At 65.7% G+C, this 17,818-nt stretch carries 17 protein-coding genes and 1 tRNA gene; 10 read left to right on the top strand and 8 right to left on the bottom strand.

All coding sequences use genetic code 11. The annotated features are described in order from the left end of the window. Positions 1-239: 239 nt before the first annotated feature. On the bottom strand, positions 240-1,094 hold the full coding sequence (locus tag AC50YA_RS12535; RefSeq protein ID WP_494982712.1) for a LysR substrate-binding domain-containing protein: 855 nt from the start codon (positions 1,092-1,094) through the stop codon (positions 240-242). A 162-nt stretch (positions 1,095-1,256) separates the two neighbouring features. Here AC50YA_RS12535 and AC50YA_RS12540 point away from each other — a divergent pair, with 162 nt between their 5' ends. Beyond that, positions 1,257-2,645: an MFS transporter gene (locus AC50YA_RS12540; protein ID WP_494982600.1), complete on the top strand. Its 1,389-nt coding sequence runs from the start codon at positions 1,257-1,259 to the stop codon at positions 2,643-2,645. Between the two features lie 53 nt (positions 2,646-2,698). Here the strand turns inward: AC50YA_RS12540 and AC50YA_RS12545 are convergent, their stop codons facing one another. Both AC50YA_RS12545 and AC50YA_RS12550 read right to left on the bottom strand, forming a co-directional pair. Next, the gene (locus AC50YA_RS12545; protein WP_494982601.1) at positions 2,699-3,853 is read right to left on the bottom strand and encodes a N(5)-(carboxyethyl)ornithine synthase; all 1,155 of its coding nucleotides are present in this window, start codon (positions 3,851-3,853) and stop codon (positions 2,699-2,701) included. Beyond that, positions 3,850-3,987 (bottom strand): hypothetical protein, encoded by a 138-nt coding sequence (locus AC50YA_RS12550; protein WP_167349828.1) that lies wholly within the window; start codon positions 3,985-3,987, stop codon positions 3,850-3,852. Before AC50YA_RS12550 ends, AC50YA_RS12545 begins: the two co-directional genes overlap by 4 nt. A 146-nt stretch (positions 3,988-4,133) precedes the next feature. Between AC50YA_RS12550 and AC50YA_RS12555 the strand changes: the two genes are divergently transcribed. Continuing rightward, positions 4,134-4,571 carry a hypothetical protein gene (locus AC50YA_RS12555; protein ID WP_494982602.1) on the top strand — a complete coding sequence of 146 codons (438 nt, stop codon included), beginning with the start codon at positions 4,134-4,136 and terminating at the stop codon, positions 4,569-4,571. 26 nt (positions 4,572-4,597) lie between these two features. Here the strand turns inward: AC50YA_RS12555 and AC50YA_RS12560 are convergent. Continuing rightward, positions 4,598-4,671, bottom strand: a tRNA-Gly gene (locus tag AC50YA_RS12560). A 251-nt stretch (positions 4,672-4,922) separates the two neighbouring features. Here AC50YA_RS12560 and AC50YA_RS12565 point away from each other — a divergent pair. Beyond that, entirely contained in the window at positions 4,923-5,366 is a 444-nt protein-coding gene (locus AC50YA_RS12565; RefSeq protein ID WP_494982603.1) for an SRPBCC family protein, read from the top strand. 3 nt (positions 5,367-5,369) lie between these two features. Here AC50YA_RS12565 and AC50YA_RS12570 read toward each other — a convergent pair whose 3' ends face one another. Beyond that, complete coding sequence (locus tag AC50YA_RS12570; protein ID WP_494982604.1) at positions 5,370-7,082, bottom strand: CAP domain-containing protein; 1,713 nt, start codon at positions 7,080-7,082, stop codon at positions 5,370-5,372. Positions 7,083-7,220: 138 nt separating this feature from the next. On the opposite strand from AC50YA_RS12570, the gene dcd reads away from it, so the two are divergent. Continuing rightward, positions 7,221-7,796: a dCTP deaminase gene (gene dcd / locus AC50YA_RS12575; protein WP_494982605.1), complete on the top strand. Its 576-nt coding sequence runs from the start codon at positions 7,221-7,223 to the stop codon at positions 7,794-7,796. Between the two features lie 48 nt (positions 7,797-7,844). On the opposite strand, the gene AC50YA_RS12580 is transcribed toward dcd, so the two are convergent. From AC50YA_RS12580 to AC50YA_RS12590, 3 genes are all read right to left on the bottom strand, one after another. Continuing rightward, positions 7,845-9,026, bottom strand: a complete 1,182-nt coding sequence (locus AC50YA_RS12580; protein ID WP_494982606.1) for a cation:proton antiporter — start codon at positions 9,024-9,026, stop codon at positions 7,845-7,847. Between the two features lie 5 nt (positions 9,027-9,031). Continuing rightward, the gene (locus AC50YA_RS12585) at positions 9,032-9,514 is read right to left on the bottom strand and encodes a cation:proton antiporter regulatory subunit (RefSeq protein WP_494982607.1); all 483 of its coding nucleotides are present in this window, start codon (positions 9,512-9,514) and stop codon (positions 9,032-9,034) included. A gap of 188 nt (positions 9,515-9,702) precedes the next feature. Beyond that, a complete protein-coding gene (locus AC50YA_RS12590; protein ID WP_494982608.1) occupies positions 9,703-11,106 on the bottom strand; it encodes an MFS transporter in 1,404 nt (467 codons plus the stop codon). 194 nt (positions 11,107-11,300) lie between these two features. On the opposite strand from AC50YA_RS12590, the gene AC50YA_RS12595 reads away from it, so the two are divergent. Genes AC50YA_RS12595 through mnhG form a run of 6 tightly spaced genes read left to right on the top strand, consistent with a single transcriptional unit; the run spans position 11,301 to position 17,783 of the window. Continuing rightward, a complete protein-coding gene (locus AC50YA_RS12595) occupies positions 11,301-14,360 on the top strand; it encodes a Na+/H+ antiporter subunit A (protein WP_494982609.1) in 3,060 nt (1,019 codons plus the stop codon). Next, a complete protein-coding gene (locus AC50YA_RS12600; RefSeq protein ID WP_494982610.1) occupies positions 14,357-14,950 on the top strand; it encodes a Na(+)/H(+) antiporter subunit C in 594 nt (197 codons plus the stop codon). The genes AC50YA_RS12595 and AC50YA_RS12600 overlap by 4 nt, the downstream gene beginning before the upstream one ends. Then, positions 14,947-16,554: a Na+/H+ antiporter subunit D gene (locus AC50YA_RS12605; protein WP_494982611.1), complete on the top strand. Its 1,608-nt coding sequence runs from the start codon at positions 14,947-14,949 to the stop codon at positions 16,552-16,554. Before AC50YA_RS12600 ends, AC50YA_RS12605 begins: the two co-directional genes overlap by 4 nt. Then, entirely contained in the window at positions 16,551-17,096 is a 546-nt protein-coding gene (locus tag AC50YA_RS12610) for a Na+/H+ antiporter subunit E (RefSeq protein ID WP_494982612.1), read from the top strand. The genes AC50YA_RS12605 and AC50YA_RS12610 overlap by 4 nt, the downstream gene beginning before the upstream one ends. Next, positions 17,093-17,371: an MrpF/PhaF family protein gene (locus AC50YA_RS12615; protein ID WP_494982613.1), complete on the top strand. Its 279-nt coding sequence runs from the start codon at positions 17,093-17,095 to the stop codon at positions 17,369-17,371. The genes AC50YA_RS12610 and AC50YA_RS12615 overlap by 4 nt, the downstream gene beginning before the upstream one ends. Beyond that, entirely contained in the window at positions 17,361-17,783 is a 423-nt protein-coding gene (gene mnhG / locus AC50YA_RS12620) for a monovalent cation/H(+) antiporter subunit G (RefSeq protein ID WP_494982614.1), read from the top strand. Before AC50YA_RS12615 ends, mnhG begins: the two co-directional genes overlap by 11 nt. Positions 17,784-17,818 lie beyond the last annotated feature (35 nt).

A 17,818-nucleotide genomic window follows, 5' to 3' on the forward strand; every position in this document is an offset into this window, starting at 1 on the left:
AATGATGGGTGACCAGCGGCCGTGCAGTGCTATGCCGCTGGGTATATACAGTGTGTAAATGGGTGTTCTCGGCTGTCGTCATTGGCTGCCTATCCCGAGTGCGGCCGCATCATGGGCTGCTGGGCGCACTCGTAGTGTTGAACCGGCCTCTGCTTGACCCCATGGATATTCCAGCATAGAGGAGGCGGGCTTTTACTTCAATGGTTCGTTTCCAGCCCTGATTCCTGCGGCAAATTCGGTCAAACCGACTTCTTGAGCGTCCGCCCGACGATGGTCTGGGTCAATGCATCGATCACTTCGGCGTTGGCCAGCGGGTTGCGGATCAGGGTGAAATCGACGTCGCCCACCGGCGGCAGGTCGAACCGGCGGGTGATGATCAACAGGTCTTCGGGGACCAATGACGTCGGCATCACGGCAACGCCGATGCCTGCCCGGAGTGCCGCCAGGACGCCGCTGATCTGCCGGGTGGTGCACGTGATCCGCCAGGTCCGGCCGCTTGATTCCAGCGCATCGATGGCCAGCTTCCGGCTGAGGCTGGGGGAGGGGTAGGCGATCAGCGGTACGGGGTCCCCGGGCTCCAGGGACGTCTGCTCCAATCCTACCCAGGAAAAGGTGTCGTGCTGGACCACGGTGCCGTCCTTGACGCCGGCCACCCACTTCACAAACACCAGGTCCAGTTGGCCGGCGTTGAGTTTCTTGTATAGCTGGTCGCTCTGGCCCACGGTGAGCTCGAGGTTGATCTGTGGATAGACCTGCCGGAACTCACGCAGGATCCGGGGGAGGCCGGTGATGGCCAGGTCATCGGCCGTGCCAAAACGCAGGCGGCCCCGCATGGCCGAGCCCGAGAAATACCGGGTGGCGGCATCGTGGGCCGAAAGGATGGTGCGGGCGAAGCCGGCCATCGCGTCCCCGTTGTCCGTCAGGCGGACATCGCGGGTGTCCCTGCTGACGAGGTTGCGCTTGGCCGCCGACTCCAGCTTGCGGACGTGCTGGCTGACTGTGGGCTGTGCCAGGCCCAGGCGTTCCGCTGCCTTGGTGAAGCTGAGCGTCTCGGCCACAGCAAGGAAGGAACGGAGCTGGGCGGGTTCGAACACGATGGACTCCTCTTGCTGCCGGGCCGCTTGTTCACCCACGTCAGAGTAGGTGATATTACGCTTTGTAATGGTAGTTATAGGCGCGATAGGGCTACATAATCACCTGGAACCAGCCTAGCGTGGGAAGCATCCCAGTCCGCCCGCTTCCCTGAGGACATCCCTGTGGCACCCCCACCGCCAACGTCGGCAACCGTCAGCCAGCCCGTCATCGACTCCGCCTCCGCGTCCGCTTCCGCCGCTTCCACCCAGACCCAACCCATCGCCGTCGTCAGTGAACACCTTCCCTGGCGGCACACGTTCATCTCCCTGCGAGTCCCCAATTTCCGCATCTTCGCGATCGGGCATTTTGTCGCGGTGGTTGCCCTCTGGATGCAGCGGATCGCCCAGGACTGGCTGGTGCTGGAACTGTCCGGTTCCGTCACCGCCGTGGGCATCACCGTGGCGCTGCAGTTCATGCCCTCGCTGCTTCTGGGGCCGTGGGGCGGCATGATGGCCGACCGGTTCGCCAAGCGCAGGATCCTCATCCTGTGCCAGAGCCTGGCCGGCGTCCTCGCGGCGGCGCTCGCGGTGCTTGCCCTGACCGGCGCCATCGAAGTGTGGCACGTGTACGCCATCGCGCTGCTGCTGGGCCTGGTCACCGTGCTGGATCAGCCCGCGCGGCAGGTTTTCGTCAACGAACTGGTAGGTCCGAGATACCTCCGGAACGCCATCAGCGTCAACTCGACGACGTTCCAGCTGGGTGGCCTGATCGGCCCGGCACTGGCGGGACTGCTGCTCACCGCCGTCGGCGCAGGCTGGGCCTTCGCCGCGAACGCGCTGGCGTGCTGCTCCACGGTGACCATGCTGCTGCTCCTGCGCAAGGACCAGCTGTTCGTCAGCGCTCCCGCCCCCAAGAAGAAGGGCATGCTGCGGGAAGGGCTGCAGTACGCGCTCAGCAAGCCCACCATTTACTGGCCGTGGCTGATGGCCGGCTTCATCTCCGTTTTCGCCATGAGCCTGCCCGTGCTGCTCGCCGCGTTCGCGGACCACGTGTTCGACGTCGGCGCCGGCGGCTATGGCCTGCTGAACGCCTTGGTGGCCCTGGGTGCGTTGGCCGGTGCCGTCGCGTCCACCCGGCGCCGCCAGTTGCGGCTCCGCTCCGTGGTGTTCTGCGCCGGAATGTACGGCCTGATGCTGTGCCTGGCCGCACTGGCGCCGTCCATGGTGTGGTTCAGCGTGGTGATGGTCCTGTCCGGATTCTGGTGCCTGATGTTCCTCACCGGCTCCAACCAGCTGGTCCAGATCAGCTCCAACATGGGCATCCGGGGCCGGGTCATGAGCCTGTACATCATGGTGCTGATCGGCGGCCAGGCCATCGGCGGGCCCATGCTCGGCTGGATCGCCGAGCACGTGGACCCGCACGTGGCACTCATGGTCTCCGGCGGGGTGCCGGCGCTCGCCGCGGTGACTGTCGCCGTCGTCCTGGCCCGAAAGGGTGCGCTGGCGCTCAGGGTTGACCTTAAGGACCGCCGCCGCCCGCTACGGATCGTCAGCCGGGTGGCTGTGGCATAAAGGGCCGCGGCCCAGGTGGCCGCGGAGTAGGGCCGCCGCCCAAAGGGGGCTGGCTAGGCGGGCAGGTGCGGGTACTCGGCCTCGCGCCGCTGGAACTCCAGCACGTCCTTGTTCAGGACCACGCCCTCGCGGATTTCGATGGCGCGGGAAATGGTTTCGCTCCCGTCCCACTCCGCGGGGCCGCCGATGACCGTCTCGAGGAACGGCAGCAGAGCCTGGCTGATCTCCCAGCTGGAGGAATTCCAGAGGTAGGATGGGCTGTGGTCCACCGCGTAATAGTTGATGTGGTTCCCGATGGTAAACATCGGTTCGGCGAACGTGGTGGAGCGCGCCCAGCTGAAGCCCATTCCCTCATCACATGACACATCGACCACCAGGCTGCCCGGGCTGAACGCCGCGAGGTCCTCAGTCCGCAAATACGTCAGCGGATTGTTTGGATCCTGCAGCGTGCAGTTGACCACGATGTCGCTCTCGGCCAGGAACGGCGCCAGCGGAACCCTGCCCCGCTCGGTGATGACCTGGCTCAGGAAGGGGGCCTTGTCGTCGTGATCAAACTGGACGATGTTGACGGAGTGGATCGGGGCGCCAACGGCGGCGACTCCCCGGTTGGTGAGCACCTGGACGTCGTGGATGCCATGCGCGTTCAGCGCGGTCACGGCGCCGCGGGCGGTAGCGCCGAAGCCGATCACCACGGCACTGAGCCGGCGGCCGTAGTCACCCGTGGATCCGGTGAGCGAGAGCGCATGAAGCACCGAGCAGTACCCGGCCAGCTCGTTGTTTTTGTGGAACACGTGAAGCCCGAAGCCGCCGTCGCTCGCCCAGTGGTTCATGGCTTCGAAGGCGATGAGCGTGAGCTTCTTGTCGATGGCCAGCTGGGTGATGGCACGGTCCTGGACACAGTGCGGCCAGCCCCAAAGGATCTGGCCGTCCCGCAGTTCCGCGAGGTCCTCCGGCTGCGGTTTGGGCAGGAGTACGACGTCGGCCTCCGCAAGCAGCGCTTCCTTGGTGGCCATTTTGCCCACGAGGGTTGAGAGGTGGTCATCCGAGACGCCGAAGCGTTCGCCGTAGCCCTGCTCCAGGATGATGCGATGGCGCAGTTCCGGAGCGATCCGCTCGAAATGCAGGGGATGGATGGGGAGGCGGCGTTCGTCCGGTTTCCGGGTGGATGCCAGGACGCCCAGGGTCAGGTGGCTCTGTTGGCCACTCACTTCTTTTTTGCGGCCTTGGACGTGATGTCCAGGGAGGTGGCCGGCGCTCCGGCGGCCCGCTTGTCGGCGCGCTTTTCCTTGATGGACTTGCCGGCTTTTTTGGATGCTGCTTGACGCGGGGACTTGTCAGCCATGATTGCTCCTGTAACGGCACCGAAGAGGTTCCTGACTTCTGACGATACACGCCGGGACCTAACGTGCTGCTGGGAATTGCCGCGGGAGAGACGGTGCCGATGCGCCGGCGCGCCGGACATTGTGCCGGCGGGTTCCCGGTGTGAAAATGGCGCTCTGGGCACTGTGCCGGGCAGGCCTGCGGAAGTACGGGAACAGCATCATGGGAACCATCACGATTGAAAGCACAGTCCTTATCCCCTGTGGACGGCCGGAGGTCTACGCATTCTGTGTGGATGCCCATGCCCGCTCGGCAGTTTTCGGCCAGGAGGGTGTGCAGTTGCAGTTGCAGGTCGAGGATCAGGTCACGGACCGGTCGTGGACCGAAACACACCAAACGCGCACCGAAACCGTCATCTGTTCCTGCGTGGTGTACCCGGTGGCTGACAGCACCCGGCTGACTGTGACTGCGCAGTACGTTCCCAAGGGAATCGGGCGCATGCTTTCCGGGGCCAGGGAGGGTACCTACCGGAAACAGGAGGCCGCCAGGCTGGCGGCGCTGAAGAAGGCCGTGGAACGGGAAATCAGGAAGGCCAGGAGCAGCTAGGAAGCGCTGCGGAGGTGCGAAGACTTTGGAGCGGCTGACGGGAATCGGACCCGCGTATCAAGCTTGGGAAGCTAGCGCTCTACCATTGAGCTACAGCCGCAACGCCCCATTTTGAGCGGGGCAGAACTTAGCTTAGCGCAGATGCGATCCCGCGACTGCAACCATGATCACGCCCCGCGCCCGTGTCCGCCCGAATGGCCCGGACCCGCGGCGTCATCCAGTAACTCTTCAATAACGGCGGCGTCGATGGCTAGGTCCCGGGCGGGCCGAGTGGCTACTCTGAACCCGTTAGCTGCGGTGTCATGGGGGTGGGGCGGGCTTCCACCTGACCGGCGCTAACTAAGGACTCCCATGGCATTTGCAGAGCACGAGGTGCTTATCCGGTGCGACGCAATGACCGTGTACACGTTCCTGGTGGATGGAATGAACCTTCCCCAATGGCGCATGGGTATCCGCAGCATCGGCCTGATTTCCGGTGCGGCCGGAACCAAAGGCGCCGTCTACCGGCAGACCACCACTGGCCGGTCAGGACGGACCATCCGTGCCGACTTCGAAATAACCCAGGCCAGGCCCGGCGCCGAGATCCAGTTCCGTGTGATCTCCGGACCGTCGCAGCACTCCGGCGGGTACTACCTCAGCACCGAACCGGCCGGCACGCGGGTCAGGTTCGCCCTCGAATACCAGCCCAAAGGCCTCCTGGGCCTGATGAACACCGGCATCCAGCGCACTATCAAGGCCGAAGTGTCCCAGCTGGCGCGGCTCAAGGACGTCCTGGAAGTGCGGACCGCGGCCTGAGAGCTACTGCGCCAGCCGCTGGCCCGTCCAGCTTCCGGTGATGTTCGACGGCGACGCCAGGCTTCCGGCGCTCAGGTCCCAGTACTGCAGCACATCGTTGGCCCGGCGCAGTGCCACTCCCGTGGAGTTCAGGGCCGTCACGTCACGCAGCGGACGGATCCCGGTGGCATCAGTCCAGCCGGTGGTGACGGTGGGCCGGGCTTCGGCGCGTGGCGCCGGAGTGCCGGCTCCGCGGTAGAGCTGCACCCCGCCGTCGGCCTTTATGGCCAGAAGATCCTGGAAACCGTCGGCGTCATAGTCCACCATGCCCAGTCTGGTGGCCGAGACGGCGCTGGCCATGAGGGTGCGCGAGGACATGTCGGCCAGGCCCACGTTCGGGTAGAGATAGAGGTTGCCGTCGGTATCTAGGGCAACCAACTGGGGAAGTCGGTTGTTGGCGCACCAGCCGCCGACGGCCAGCGTCATAGTCTCCCAGCCGCCCGTGCCCAACGTTGCCGCCGTTTGGAACCCGCCGGAGGCGATGCCTCGGTGGAGCGTCAGCCGTCCGTCGTTCCACTGGGTCAGGAGGTCATAGGCGCCGTCACGGTTCCAGTCGGTGGTGAACACTTCCTTGGCCGTTCCGAAACCGGAGCCGATGACCTTGGCAGCCCCGTAGGTCCTGTTCCCTGTGGAGGGGCGGTTGAGGAGCTGTCCTGACGCGTTGATGGTGACCAGATCGGCGGCACTGTTGATCGCCGCGCTGGCCAGATCCAGGGTAGGCGGCATGTGTTTGACGGCCGGATCGCACATGGTGGGCGCCGGGGCGGGGAAAGCGCCCCCTCCGGCGGAGCTGCCTCCGGGGGAGGTGACGGTTCCGGCGGGAAGCGTGGTGTAGCCGAAGAAGTTCACCACGCCCCAGATCGTGTAGAGGTTGTTGGTGTAGGAAATCCCGGCGCCCATGACGTTGAACCGCGGATCAAGCAGCATGGCGTTGTGGCCGGGTGAGGTTTTCCACCATTCCACGAGCATTGCCGCGTTCCGGTCCGTGCGGATGGCAATGACCTCACCGGCGCTGCTCGGGTTCAGGGCACGGGGGTCGGTCCAGAAGCTGGCGCGGTGCTCGATGACGTCCCGGGACGCGATGCTGTTGGACCATTCCTGCGCCATGCCGGCCACCGTGGGGTGGTACTTGACCGGGGCCAGGCTGTTGGCCGCCCGGTAATTGTTGATTTCGTTGAAAACCGTGAGGATGGCGGCTGTGTTGCTGTCCGGCACCAGGGCCTCGGTGCCAAGGGATTCGGTAGTGAGGGACTCCGTTGCGGGGGCCGGCGGGGCGGGAGCCGTGGTGTTGTTCTGTGCAAGTTCAGATTCGGGGGCCCAGAGGGGTGGCAAGGAAGGCGGCTCGGGCGCGATTGGTTCGGAGGTGGTTGTCAGGGGTGCAGCCGCTGGCACCGTCGCGGTGCCTGACGTGCCTTCTTCCCCTGCGGGCGACGCCGGTGTGATCACCGGTTCCACGGCGGGGGCGAGCGGAGAACCGGCGCCGGTGTCCGCGTAGGCTGCGCCGCCGTCGTCGTCCGCTGTTCCCGCCGGGCCCAACGTGACCGTGCTCGGCCCCAGGGCACCCGCTTGGACGGACGGCTCATCCGCCGGCGGGCCGGAATACATGCCGGCGGCCGGGGACACGAGTGCGAGCGCGCACAGCATCGCCACAACGGCGGGCGCCGCAAATTTATTCAAAACCAACCCCAGATCAGTTCAGTTGTACCAGCCGGGAGACCATCCGGCGGCTGTCATTCTGAGGCAACATTAGCCCCAGTAGGCCACAGCAACAACGAAAATGTGTGCGCTGTGGACAACGCATAGTAATTTGGGACGGTGCTGATCTCTGACCGCGACATTCGTGCCGAACTAGACTCCCAACGGATCGTCCTCGAACCGTACGATCCCGCGATGGTCCAGCCGTCGTCGGTGGACGTGCGGATCGACCGGTTTTTCCGACTTTTCGACAACCATAAGTACGCGCATATCGACCCCGCGGAAGAGCAGCCCGAGCTGACGCGGCTGGTGGAGGTGGAGGGCGGTGAGCCGTTCATCCTGCACCCCGGCGAGTTTGTGCTGGGCTCCACCTACGAGACCGTCACGTTGCCGGACGATATTGCTGCCCGGTTGGAAGGCAAGTCCTCGCTGGGCCGTTTGGGCCTGCTGACGCACTCCACTGCCGGGTTCATTGATCCGGGATTTTCCGGTCACGTCACGTTGGAGCTGTCCAACATGGCCACGCTGCCCATCAAACTCTGGCCTGGCATGAAGATCGGCCAGCTGTGCTTCTTCCGGCTGACCTCTGCCGCCGAGTTTCCTTACGGCTCAGGCGAATATGGCAACCGCTACCAGGGCCAGCGCGGCCCGACAGCCAGCCGCAGCCACCTGAACTTCCACCGCACCGAGGTCTGAGCCCCTTCACCGAGGGGTTGGTCGAGGGGTGCGTGGTTGGTCCGTGGGCTACGCCTTCGCGGCCAACCGGGCCTGCCCGCCGAGGGCCTTGAGCACCGGCTCCACATAGCGTGCGGCCAGCGGCCCGAGGATGGCCATAATCAGCACGTAGGCGGTTGCCAGGGCGGCGAGGTCGTCCGGGACCACGCCGGATGCCACGGCCAGCCCGGCAATGACAATGGAGAACTCGCCGCGGGCTATCAGGGCGGCGCCTGCGCGGAAGCGTCCGGGGCGGGCAATGCCGGCCCGCTTGGCGGCCCAGATACCGGTGAGCATCTTGGTAGTGGCGGTGATGACCGCCAGGACCAGGGCCCAGCCGAGCACTGGCGGGATTGACGACGGGTCCGTATTGAGTCCGAAGGCCACAAAGAAGATGGCCGCAAAGAGATCCCGCAGCGGTTCCAGGATCCGGGTGGCGTTATGCGCAGTGGCGCCCGAGATGGCGATGCCCAGCATAAACGCGCCCACCGCTGCCGAAACCTGCATCGCGGACGCCACACCGGCCACCAGCAGCGCGGCACCGAGCAGGTTGAGCAGGAAGACTTCGGAGTTTTCGCTGTGCACCGCTTTTGATACGCGGTGTCCGTGCCGCAGTGCCACCATCAGCACCACGGTGACCACCGCCAAGGAGATTGCTACCGTCGTGAGCCCGCCCAGGAAGCTCACGCCGGCGAGCGTTGCGGTGAGGATGGGGAGGTACACGGCCATGGCCAGGTCCTCGAACACGAGGATCGACAGCACCACGGGGGTCTCCCGGTTGCCGATCCTGCCGAGATCGGTGATGACCTTGGCAGCGATCCCTGAGGACGATATGTACGTAACACCGCCCATGACCATGGCGCCCACCAGGCCCCAGCCAAGCAGGAGGGCCAGCGCAGCGCCGGGCAGGAAATTCAGTACCAGGTCAAGAACACCGGCCTGCCAGGATCTGCGCAGACCGGTGAAAAGCTCGGCAGCCGTATATTCCAAACCGAGCATAAGCAACAGCAGGATCACACCGATTTCGCCGGAGAGATGTGCGAATTCGTGCATACCTTCGAGCTTGACCACGCCGCCTGCGCCGAAGGCGAGTCCGCCAACGAGGTAGAACGGGATGGGTGACATTCCGATCCGTCCGGCCAGCCTGGCCAACAGGCCAAGGCAGAACACAACGGCCCCCAGCTCAATGAGGGTCAGGGCCAGCGGGTCCATGCCGCTCAGCCGTTACGCAGGATATCGGCCGCCGAATCGAGGCCTTCTTGCGTTCCAACTGCAATGAGGAGGTCGCCGGAGTGAAGTACGACGTCGGGTCCCGGCGACGGGAGCACCTCGCCTTCACGCATGATCGCCACGATCGAGACTCCGCAGCGGGTGCGGATGCAGGCCTTCCCCATGGGCTGGGTCTGGAACGGGGATTCCGGGGCGATGGAGAACTGCCGGGTCACGATGCCCGGGATCTCCCTGTGCTCTTCACTCAGCTTCATGGCCAGGTGCTGGCCGCCCAGGAGGTTGCCCAGGGTGGCGGCCTCATCTCCGGTCAGGGGAATCGACGCCTGGCAGGTGTCGGGATCGTCCCAGGTGGAAACAATGAGTTCCATCTGGCCTTCCCGCAGTTCCACGACGCCGATGCGGCGGCCGGAAGCCGTCATGAAGTCCTTCCGCCGGCCCAGGCCGGGGAGGTCAGTCTCGTCCACGTTCATACCACCAGCCTAGTCTTCACAGGCGGGTTTCGGGTGGGGGTGGGCACGCCGGCGCGAGCGGACAGTTGCGGTCCTTTGCGCACACACACGCAGCGCGAACTGGCAGCAGATGACGTCAAATCCCGGATTTGAGGTCATTAGCTGCCCGTTCGCGCTTCAAGCGGGTGGGGCTTAAGTGTCCGTTCGCGCTAGGAGGCGGGGACGACGGCGATGGGGGTCTTGTCCGGCGACTTCACCGGGAGCAGGACCAGCAGGCCGGCGAGCAGCACCACCATAATGCCGAGGATTCCCCAGCGCTGGGCCTCGCCGGGGGCCACCAGGGGAGCGGCCAGCGTGATGCACAGGGTGAACAGCGCCGGAGCCAGGAAACTCACGGCACGGCCCGTGGTGGCGTAAAGGCCGAACAGTTCGCCGGACTCGCCGTGGGGGGCCAGCCGGGCCAGGTATGCCCGCGACGAGGACTGGGCCGGGCCCACAAACAGGCACAGGAACAGCCCGAAGACCCAGAAGGTGGTGCTGCCGGCCCACGCCGTGCCAAAGAAGATGTAGTCCTCGTTGCCGAGGACCAGGATCATGGTCCCGGCGATCAGCAGCCCCACGAGGGAACCCACAATCACGGCCTTGGGCCCCACCCGGTCGTCCAGGAACCCGCCGATGACCGCCCCCACGGCCGCCACCACGTTTCCGAAGATGGCGAAGAAGATGACCTGTGACAATTCGAAGCCGAACGTGCCGGCCGCGATGATCCCGCCGAACGTGAATACGGCGGCGAGGCCGTCACGGAAGACTGCGCTGGCCAGGAGGAAATAGATGGTGTGCGGGCTGGTGGCGTAGATTGCCTTGATCCGGCGGATCAGCAGGCCGTAGGAGGCCAGGAAACCCAGCGGTTGGGCCCGCGCCGGACGTGGCAGCTCGGGGACAGCGAACAGGACGGGCAGGGCGAAGATGAAGAACCATAGTGCGGAGAACACGGCCACCAGCCGGATGTTCAGGCTGTCTTCGGTGGAGGCGCCGAACCAGTCGAAGCTCGGCTGCACAAAGAGCTGGAGCACAATCAGCAGTGCCACAATGCCGCCCAGGTAACCCATGCCCCAGCCGAATCCGCTGACCTTGCCGATGTTCTTCGGCGTGGAGATCTGGGCCAGCATGGCGTTGTAGTTGACGCCGGCGAACTCAAAAAACACATTTCCCAGCGCGATCAGGGAAATGCCCAGCAGCAGGAATTCCGGCCTTGGGAACACAAAGAAGCACAGGCCTGTCAGGAGGGCGACGGCGGCCGTGTTGACGCCGAGCCACAGCTTGCGGCGCCCGCCGTGATCCGAGCGCTGCCCGGTCACGGGAGCGAGCAGCGCGATGGCGATCCCCGCAATGGCCAGTGCACCGCCAAGAACGGCAGACGCCTGGTCCTTGTCGCCGAAGGCGTTGGAGGTGAGGTAGACGGTGAAGACGAAAGTGGTCATGACTGCGTTGAAGGCCGCAGATCCCCAGTCCCAGGCGGCCCACGCGAGCACCCGGCCCTTGCCGGCGGCCTGGGTTCCGGACGCGAGTTCCGATGACGGCTGCATGGCCTCAGGAGCGCTGGCGGTGTTCATAGGCTGAATCGTATCCGCCCCTGGCGAACAAGGCGGTGATGATACGCCGGACGCCCGGGAAATTCCAAGGAGGCGTGGTCCGGTCCGGGAAAAGTGTCAGTGCTGCCTTGATAAACTGTGGCCACCGAACCTTACGAATGAACCGCCTGCCCTAACTTTTTGACAATCGAATCCCTGACGTTGCGGAGATACCAGTGATCACAGTCCTTGCCGTGCACTTTGCGGTGGCTGCTGTGGCGCCATTTCTGTTCCGGGCCTGGGGCTGCAACGCCTTCTACGCGCTGGCCGCTGTGCCAGCCGCGTCCTTTGTCTGGCTGCTGTTCCAGTACAGCGCCGTGTACTCGGATTCCGGGGCGATCTCGGAAGTCTTCCCCTGGGTTCCCGGGCTGGATCTTGAATTCGCCTTCCGGCTCGATCCCCTTGCCTGGGTGATGTCGCTCCTCATCCTGGGCGTGGGCGCTTTGGTCCTCGTCTACTGCGCGAGGTACTTCAGCACGAAGGACCAGGACCTCGGTGGTTTCGGCGCCCAGTTCCTCGCCTTCGCGGGAGTGATGTTCGGCCTGGTGGTGGCGGACGATCTTCTTCTGCTGTTCATCTTCTGGGAACTCACCACTATCCTCTCCTACCTGCTGATCGGGTTCGCCCGCACCAGGCTGGCGGCACGGCGTTCGGCCCTGCAGGCGTTGATGGTCACCACCGCGGGCGGGCTCGCCATGCTGGTAGGCCTGATCATGCTGGGCCACAGCGCCGGAACCTACCGGATCTCGGCGATCCTGGCGCAGGCTCCCACCCTGATCAGCGGACCCACCAGCGCAATCGTCGCCGCCGCCGTCGTACTTATCCTGGTGGGTGCCATCAGCAAGTCCGCGCTGGTTCCCTTCCACTTCTGGCTTCCGGGAGCCATGGCGGCCCCCACCCCGGTGAGCGCGTACCTTCACGCCGCGGCGATGGTGAAGGCCGGGATCTACCTGGTGGCGAGGATCGCGCCGGGCTTCTCTGAGACCGCATACTGGCAGGTCATCGTGCTGGGGCTTGGCCTGGCCACCATGCTGGTGGGTGGCTACCGGGCGCTCCGGCAGACCGACATCAAACTCATCCTGGCCTACGGCACTGTCAGCCAGCTGGGTTTCCTGACCATGGTGGTGGGACTGGGCACGCCGGATGCGGCCCTCGCCGGCCTCGCCATGCTCCTCGCCCACGGCCTGTTCAAGGCCACCCTGTTCCTGGTGGTGGGCATCATTGACCACCAGTCCGGTACCCGCGATGTCCGCCAGCTGTCCGGCGTCTTCCGGTCGTCGCGGGCGCTCGGAATTATGGCCGGCATCGGTGCCGCCTCGATGGCCGGCGTCCCGCTGCTCGCAGGGTTCGTGGCCAAGGAATCAGTCCTGGAAGCCTTTGTCCACCACTCTTCCGACGGCGAGGCCTGGAGCATGGTGGTGCTCGTGGGCATCGTCCTCGGGTCCATTCTCACATTCGCCTACAGTGCCCGCTTTATGTGGGGAGCGTTCGCGGTGAAACCCGGGATTGAGCGGACAACGTTCAAGGCGGTCAAACCTTCCTTCCTGGCAGCCCCGGCATTCCTCAGCCTCCTCAGCATCGTCTACGGCCTCTGGCCGGCGCCGGTGGACGCCTGGGTCCAGCCCTACGCCGCGCTGTTCGCCTCAACCGCGCCCGACGCCGGCACACCGGCCGAGCAGGCCGGCCACCTTGCGCTGTGGCACGGTTTCACCCCCGCCCTGGGACTGACGGCACTGACGTTCGCGCTGGGCCTGGCGATGTACTTCGGACGAACCCTGGTGGCCCGCGCGCAGTCCCGCGTGCCCAGCTGGATCGACGGCGATCGCATCTACCAGCTCACCATCGGCGCCTTGGACGACACCGCGGTCTGGATCACGGGCCGCACGCAGCGTGGTTCCCTGTACTTCTACCTCGCCGTCATCCTCACCATGGCGTTCGTCCTGCCGCTGACGGCCATGCTGCTGGCGGGCAAGCCGCTCCCTGGGAACCTGTACTTCATTGATCCCTACTCGCCGCTGCAGCCCGTGGTCGGCGCAGGGATTGTGATCGGCGCGCTGGCCGCGGTCAAAGCCAACAAACGGTTCCTCGCTGTGCTGATGGTCTCCGTGACCGGATACGGGATCGCCCTCATGTTCGCGCTCCAGGGCGCACCGGACCTGGCCCTCACGCAGATACTCGTGGAAACCATCATCCTGGTGGCCTTCGTCCTGGCCATGCGCAGCCTGCCGGCCGAACTCCGTGACCGTACCGGCGGCAAGTACCGGGTGATCCGGGTGATCATCGGGGCGGCTTTCGGCGTCACCATGGTCTTCGCCGCCATCCACGCCATGGGCGCCCGGGTGGCCGTCCCGGTGTCCCTGGAATTCCCCCGCCTCGCCTACGAGGGAGGCGGCGGGCTGAACATCGTCAACGTGACCCTGGTGGACATCCGGGCCTGGGACACCTTCGGTGAAATATCGGTCCTTGCCCTGGCCGCCACCGGTGTTGCCAGCCTCATCTTCGTCCGCGGGCGCGGCGACCGGAGCAGGGTCTCCGAAACCATTGCCGAGGGCAGCGTAGGCCGCCAGGTTGCAGTGGATCCCGGGTCGCGGGAAGCCGCAGCGCTGGCCATCAGCCGCAAATTCGCAGCCTCCGCGCGGGACGCCTGGATCGTGGCGGGGCGCACCCTGGCACCGGAACGGCGCTCCATCATCTTTGAAGTGGTCACGCGGCTGATCTTCCACTCCCTGATCATCTTCTCCCTCTACCTCCTCCTGGCCGGCCACAACCTGCCCGGCGGCGGCTTCGCCGGCGGCCTGACGGCCGGACTTGCCCTGGCCATCCGGTACCTGGCCGGCGGCCGGTTCGAACTGCGCGAGGCCACCCCCGTGGGTGCCGGCACGCTGCTGGGGATCGGGCTCGCTACTGCGGCGGCGTCCGGTGTGGTGCCCCTGCTGCTGGGCGGCCAGGTGTTCCAGACCGCCATCATCGAACTCTGGCTTCCGGTGTTCGGGGACATCAAATTCGTCACGTCCACCATCTTCGACATCGGCGTGTACATCGTGGTGATCGGCCTGGTGCTGGACGTGCTGCGCAGCCTGGGCTCCGAGATCGATGAACACTTCGAAGAGCAGAGAACTGCGCCGGCCGAAGACCAGCCAACCGAAGACCAGCCAACCGACGACGCCCCTGCCGCTGCCCAAGTGCAGGAACCTGTGGGCGTCCCCGCCGAAACCACCGCGAAGGGCCAAGGATGAGCGTCAACCTGACCCTGCTGACCGTGATGGGTGCCCTGTATGCGTGCGGCATCTACCTGATCCTGGAACGCAGCCTCACCCGGGTGCTGCTCGGGCTGATGCTGCTGGCGAACGCCACCAACCTGCTGATCCTGGCCACCGGCGGCTATGCCGGCCTGGCGCCGCTGTACAACAAGGACACCGGCGCCCAGGAGTACGCGGACCCCCTTCCGCAGGCCCTGATCCTCACGTCGATCGTGATCTCCTTCGCCGTGACGGCCTTTATGCTCGGCATCATTTACCGCACGTGGGTCCTGGCGCGCCAGGATGAGATCCAGGACGACATCGAGGACCTCCGCGTCGCCGAGACGCCCCGGTTCGACGCCGAGGACGACGCCCCGATCCCGGCCGAAACTTCCGAGTTTCCCCTGACCATGCTTGGCAGCGACGGGAGCACCGTCTCAAACCACGCCACGCTCGCGGACGGTCCGGAAGCTGCCGGGGATTCCATCACGGCCGGTGCCAAGGAGATTCCCGCCGCGGATGCCGCCGCTGAAGAGCAACCCGGCTCGCGAAACGTAGCACCTGGTCCCGAAGGAGGTGTGCAGTGAACATCGCAAGCTTTGCCCCGCTCGCCGTCGTACTTCCCATCCTCGGCGCCGCCCTGGCCTTTCTACTGATCCGGCACTCCTTCGCCCAGCGCGCCCTGAGCATCGCGGTGCTGTCCCTGACGCTCCTGCTGGAGTGCTTCCTGCTCGCTTCGGTGTGGGACGGCGGAACCGCCGCCGTGAACCTCGGTGGCTGGCTGCCGCCGTGGGGCATCACGATGGTGGTGGACCAGTTCTCGTCCCTCATGCTCGTGGTGTCGTCGGCTATCAGCCTCGCAGTGCTGGTCTACGCCACCGGGCAGGGCATGGCCGACGGCGACCAGGACGCGCCGGTGTCGATCTTCCACCCCACCTACCTGATCCTGGTGGCCGGGGTCTCCAACGCGTTCCTGTCCGGGGACCTGTTCAACCTCTACGTCGGCTTCGAGATCCTGCTGACGGCAAGCTATGTGCTGATGACCTTGGGTGGGACCGGCCCCCGCATCCGCGCCGGTGTCACCTACGTGGTGGTCTCCGTGGTGTCCTCGGTGCTGTTCCTGATCTCCATCGCCATGGTCTACGGCGCCACCGGAACCGTCAACATGGCCGACCTCGCCATCAAGCTCGCTGACCTGGACGAGGGAACCCAGACCCTGCTGCACCTAATGCTCCTGGTGGCCTTCGGCATCAAGGCGGCCGTGTTCCCGCTCTCGTTCTGGCTGCCTGACTCCTACCCCACGGCGCCGGCACCGGTCACCGCCGTGTTCGCCGGCCTGCTGACGAAAGTCGGTGTCTACGCGATGGTGCGCACGGAGACCCTGCTCTTCCCCGGGGACAGCCTAAACACTCCGCTCATGGTCGCGGCATTGCTGACCATGGTGGTGGGAATCCTTGGCGCCTTGGCCCAGAGCGACATTAAACGTCTGTTGTCCTTCACCCTGGTCAGCCACATCGGCTACATGGTGTTTGGCCTGGCGATGTCCTCGGTGGCCGGGCTGGGCGCCGCCGTGTTCTACGTGGCCCACCACATCACCATCCAGACCAGCCTCTTCCTGGTCACGGGCCTGATCGAGCGCCGCGGCGGCAGCTCCTCCGTGGACCGGCTGGCAGGCCTGGCCAAGCTGTCACCCATACTGGCCCTGCTCTTCTTCATCCCCGCCATGAACCTGGCCGGGATCCCGCCGTTCTCCGGGTTCCTGGGGAAGGTGGGGCTCATCCAGGCCGGCATCGAACTGGGTACGCCCCTGGCCTACGCCCTGGTGATCGGCGGCGTGGTCACCAGCCTCCTGACCCTGTTGGCCGTTGCGAGGGTCTGGAACCGCGCGTTCTGGCGCAAGCCCTCGGACGCCGAGCACCCGGACCCCGTCCTGCTGGCTGAGCCCGAGGATTCGGATACCGGCAGCCGGGCCGGCCGCAAAAACGTCACCTTGCTGCCCCGCACCATGGTGGGCTCAACCCTGGGCCTGGTGGTCCTGGGCGTCTCACTCACGGTTTTCGCGGGCCCGCTGTTCAAAGTCTCGGACCAGGCCGCCCACGAAATGCTGGACAGGTCCGCCTACATCCAGGCCGTACTGGGTGAGGACACGCCCGTTCCCCCGCTGGCCCTCAAAGACGGAGGGGGCAAATGAGCCGCCGCCGGATTTCCCTGCGCCAGGAGGTGCCCCTGCTGGTATGGCTGGTGATTGTGTGGGGTGCCCTGTGGCAGGACTTCAGCCCCGGCAACCTGCTCTTCGGCGCGTTACTGGCAGTGCTCGTGGCCCGGATGTTCTACCTGCCGCCGGTGGAACTCAGCGGCCGCTTCAACATCCTTCACGCAGTTCCTTTCGCCCTGCGTTTCCTGGGCAGGGTGGCGGCCGCCAGTGTTGAGGTGATGTATCTGGCGGCTGTCCGTGGCCCGCGGGTGGTCAATGCCGTCGTCGCGGTGCCGTTGCGGAGCCACCAGGATCTGATGGTCACCGCAGTGGGGCACGTGACCTCGCTGATCCCGGGCTCCCTGGTGGTGGAAGTGGACCGGTCAACGTCCACCCTGTACCTCCACGCGCTCAACGTCAGCAGCCCGGAAGAGGTCGAAAACCTGCGCAGGGAAGTCCGCTCCATCGAAGCGGGCCTGATCAGGATCATGGGCACCCGCGACGAACTCGAAGCAATCCGGCAGGAGGCCGCAGCATGATGCAGACCGTCCTGGCTGTCACGGCAGTCATTCTTTCGCTGGCAGCGGCGGGAGCCATCATCAGGATCTCCCGCGGCCCGTCGCTGCTGGACAGGGTGCTGGCCTCCGACGTCCTGCTCGCGATCCTCGGCGCGGCCCTGTGCATCGACATGGCCGTCAACCGGCACCTGAACAACCTGATGCCGCTGGTGGCGCTGTCCATCGTCGGCTTCATCGGGTCAGTGACCGTTGCCCGCTTTGTGGCCGACCGGCGGGAGCAAGCCAATGAATCCTGAGGCCACCGTGGTTGACAGCGTCATCGATACCGTGTCGGCGGTATTCCTGGTGGTGGGTGCCCTCATGTCGCTCGCCGCCGCCGTCGGGCTGCTCAGCTTCCCGGACCTGCTGAGCCGTATGCACGCGGCCACCAAGCCCCAGGTGCTGGGGCTGTTCCTGCTCCTTGCGGCCATCGGTCTGCAGCTGCGCACCTGGTGGGTGTGGCCGGTGCTGCTGGTGGCCTGGATTTTCCAGCTGCTGACCGTGCCGGTTTCCGCCCATATGGTGGGCCGCGCCGGCTACCGCACCAAACACCTGCACCGCGAGCTCCTCAGCTCCGATGAACTCGACGCCGTGGTCCAGAAGGCGGCACAATCGGCCCGGGATGAGTCCTCCCGGGATGAAGCGTCCGACGGCGGCCGGCGGGACTGAGCGTCACCCACCGTCCGGACCGTCCCGCGTGAGTG

The organism is Pseudarthrobacter sp. RHLT3-21 (assembly GCF_059383495.1).

What these genes read in the sequence shown, in the direction of transcription:
- AC50YA_RS12565 (WP_494982603.1), top strand. Translation starts at nt 4,923, where the DNA reads ATGGCATTTGCAGAGCACGAGGTGCTTATCCGGTGCGACGCAATGACC.
- AC50YA_RS12615 (WP_494982613.1), top strand. Translation starts at nt 17,093, where the DNA reads ATGATGCAGACCGTCCTGGCTGTCACGGCAGTCATTCTTTCGCTGGCA.
- mnhG (WP_494982614.1), top strand. Translation starts at nt 17,361, where the DNA reads ATGAATCCTGAGGCCACCGTGGTTGACAGCGTCATCGATACCGTGTCG.
- AC50YA_RS12585 (WP_494982607.1), bottom strand. Translation starts at nt 9,514, where the DNA reads ATGAACGTGGACGAGACTGACCTCCCCGGCCTGGGCCGGCGGAAGGAC.
- AC50YA_RS12580 (WP_494982606.1), bottom strand. Translation starts at nt 9,026, where the DNA reads ATGGACCCGCTGGCCCTGACCCTCATTGAGCTGGGGGCCGTTGTGTTC.
- AC50YA_RS12610 (WP_494982612.1), top strand. Translation starts at nt 16,551, where the DNA reads ATGAGCCGCCGCCGGATTTCCCTGCGCCAGGAGGTGCCCCTGCTGGTA.
- AC50YA_RS12555 (WP_494982602.1), top strand. Translation starts at nt 4,134, where the DNA reads ATGGCGCTCTGGGCACTGTGCCGGGCAGGCCTGCGGAAGTACGGGAAC.
- AC50YA_RS12590 (WP_494982608.1), bottom strand. Translation starts at nt 11,106, where the DNA reads ATGAACACCGCCAGCGCTCCTGAGGCCATGCAGCCGTCATCGGAACTC.
- AC50YA_RS12600 (WP_494982610.1), top strand. Translation starts at nt 14,357, where the DNA reads ATGAGCGTCAACCTGACCCTGCTGACCGTGATGGGTGCCCTGTATGCG.
- AC50YA_RS12550 (WP_167349828.1), bottom strand. Translation starts at nt 3,987, where the DNA reads ATGGCTGACAAGTCCCCGCGTCAAGCAGCATCCAAAAAAGCCGGCAAG.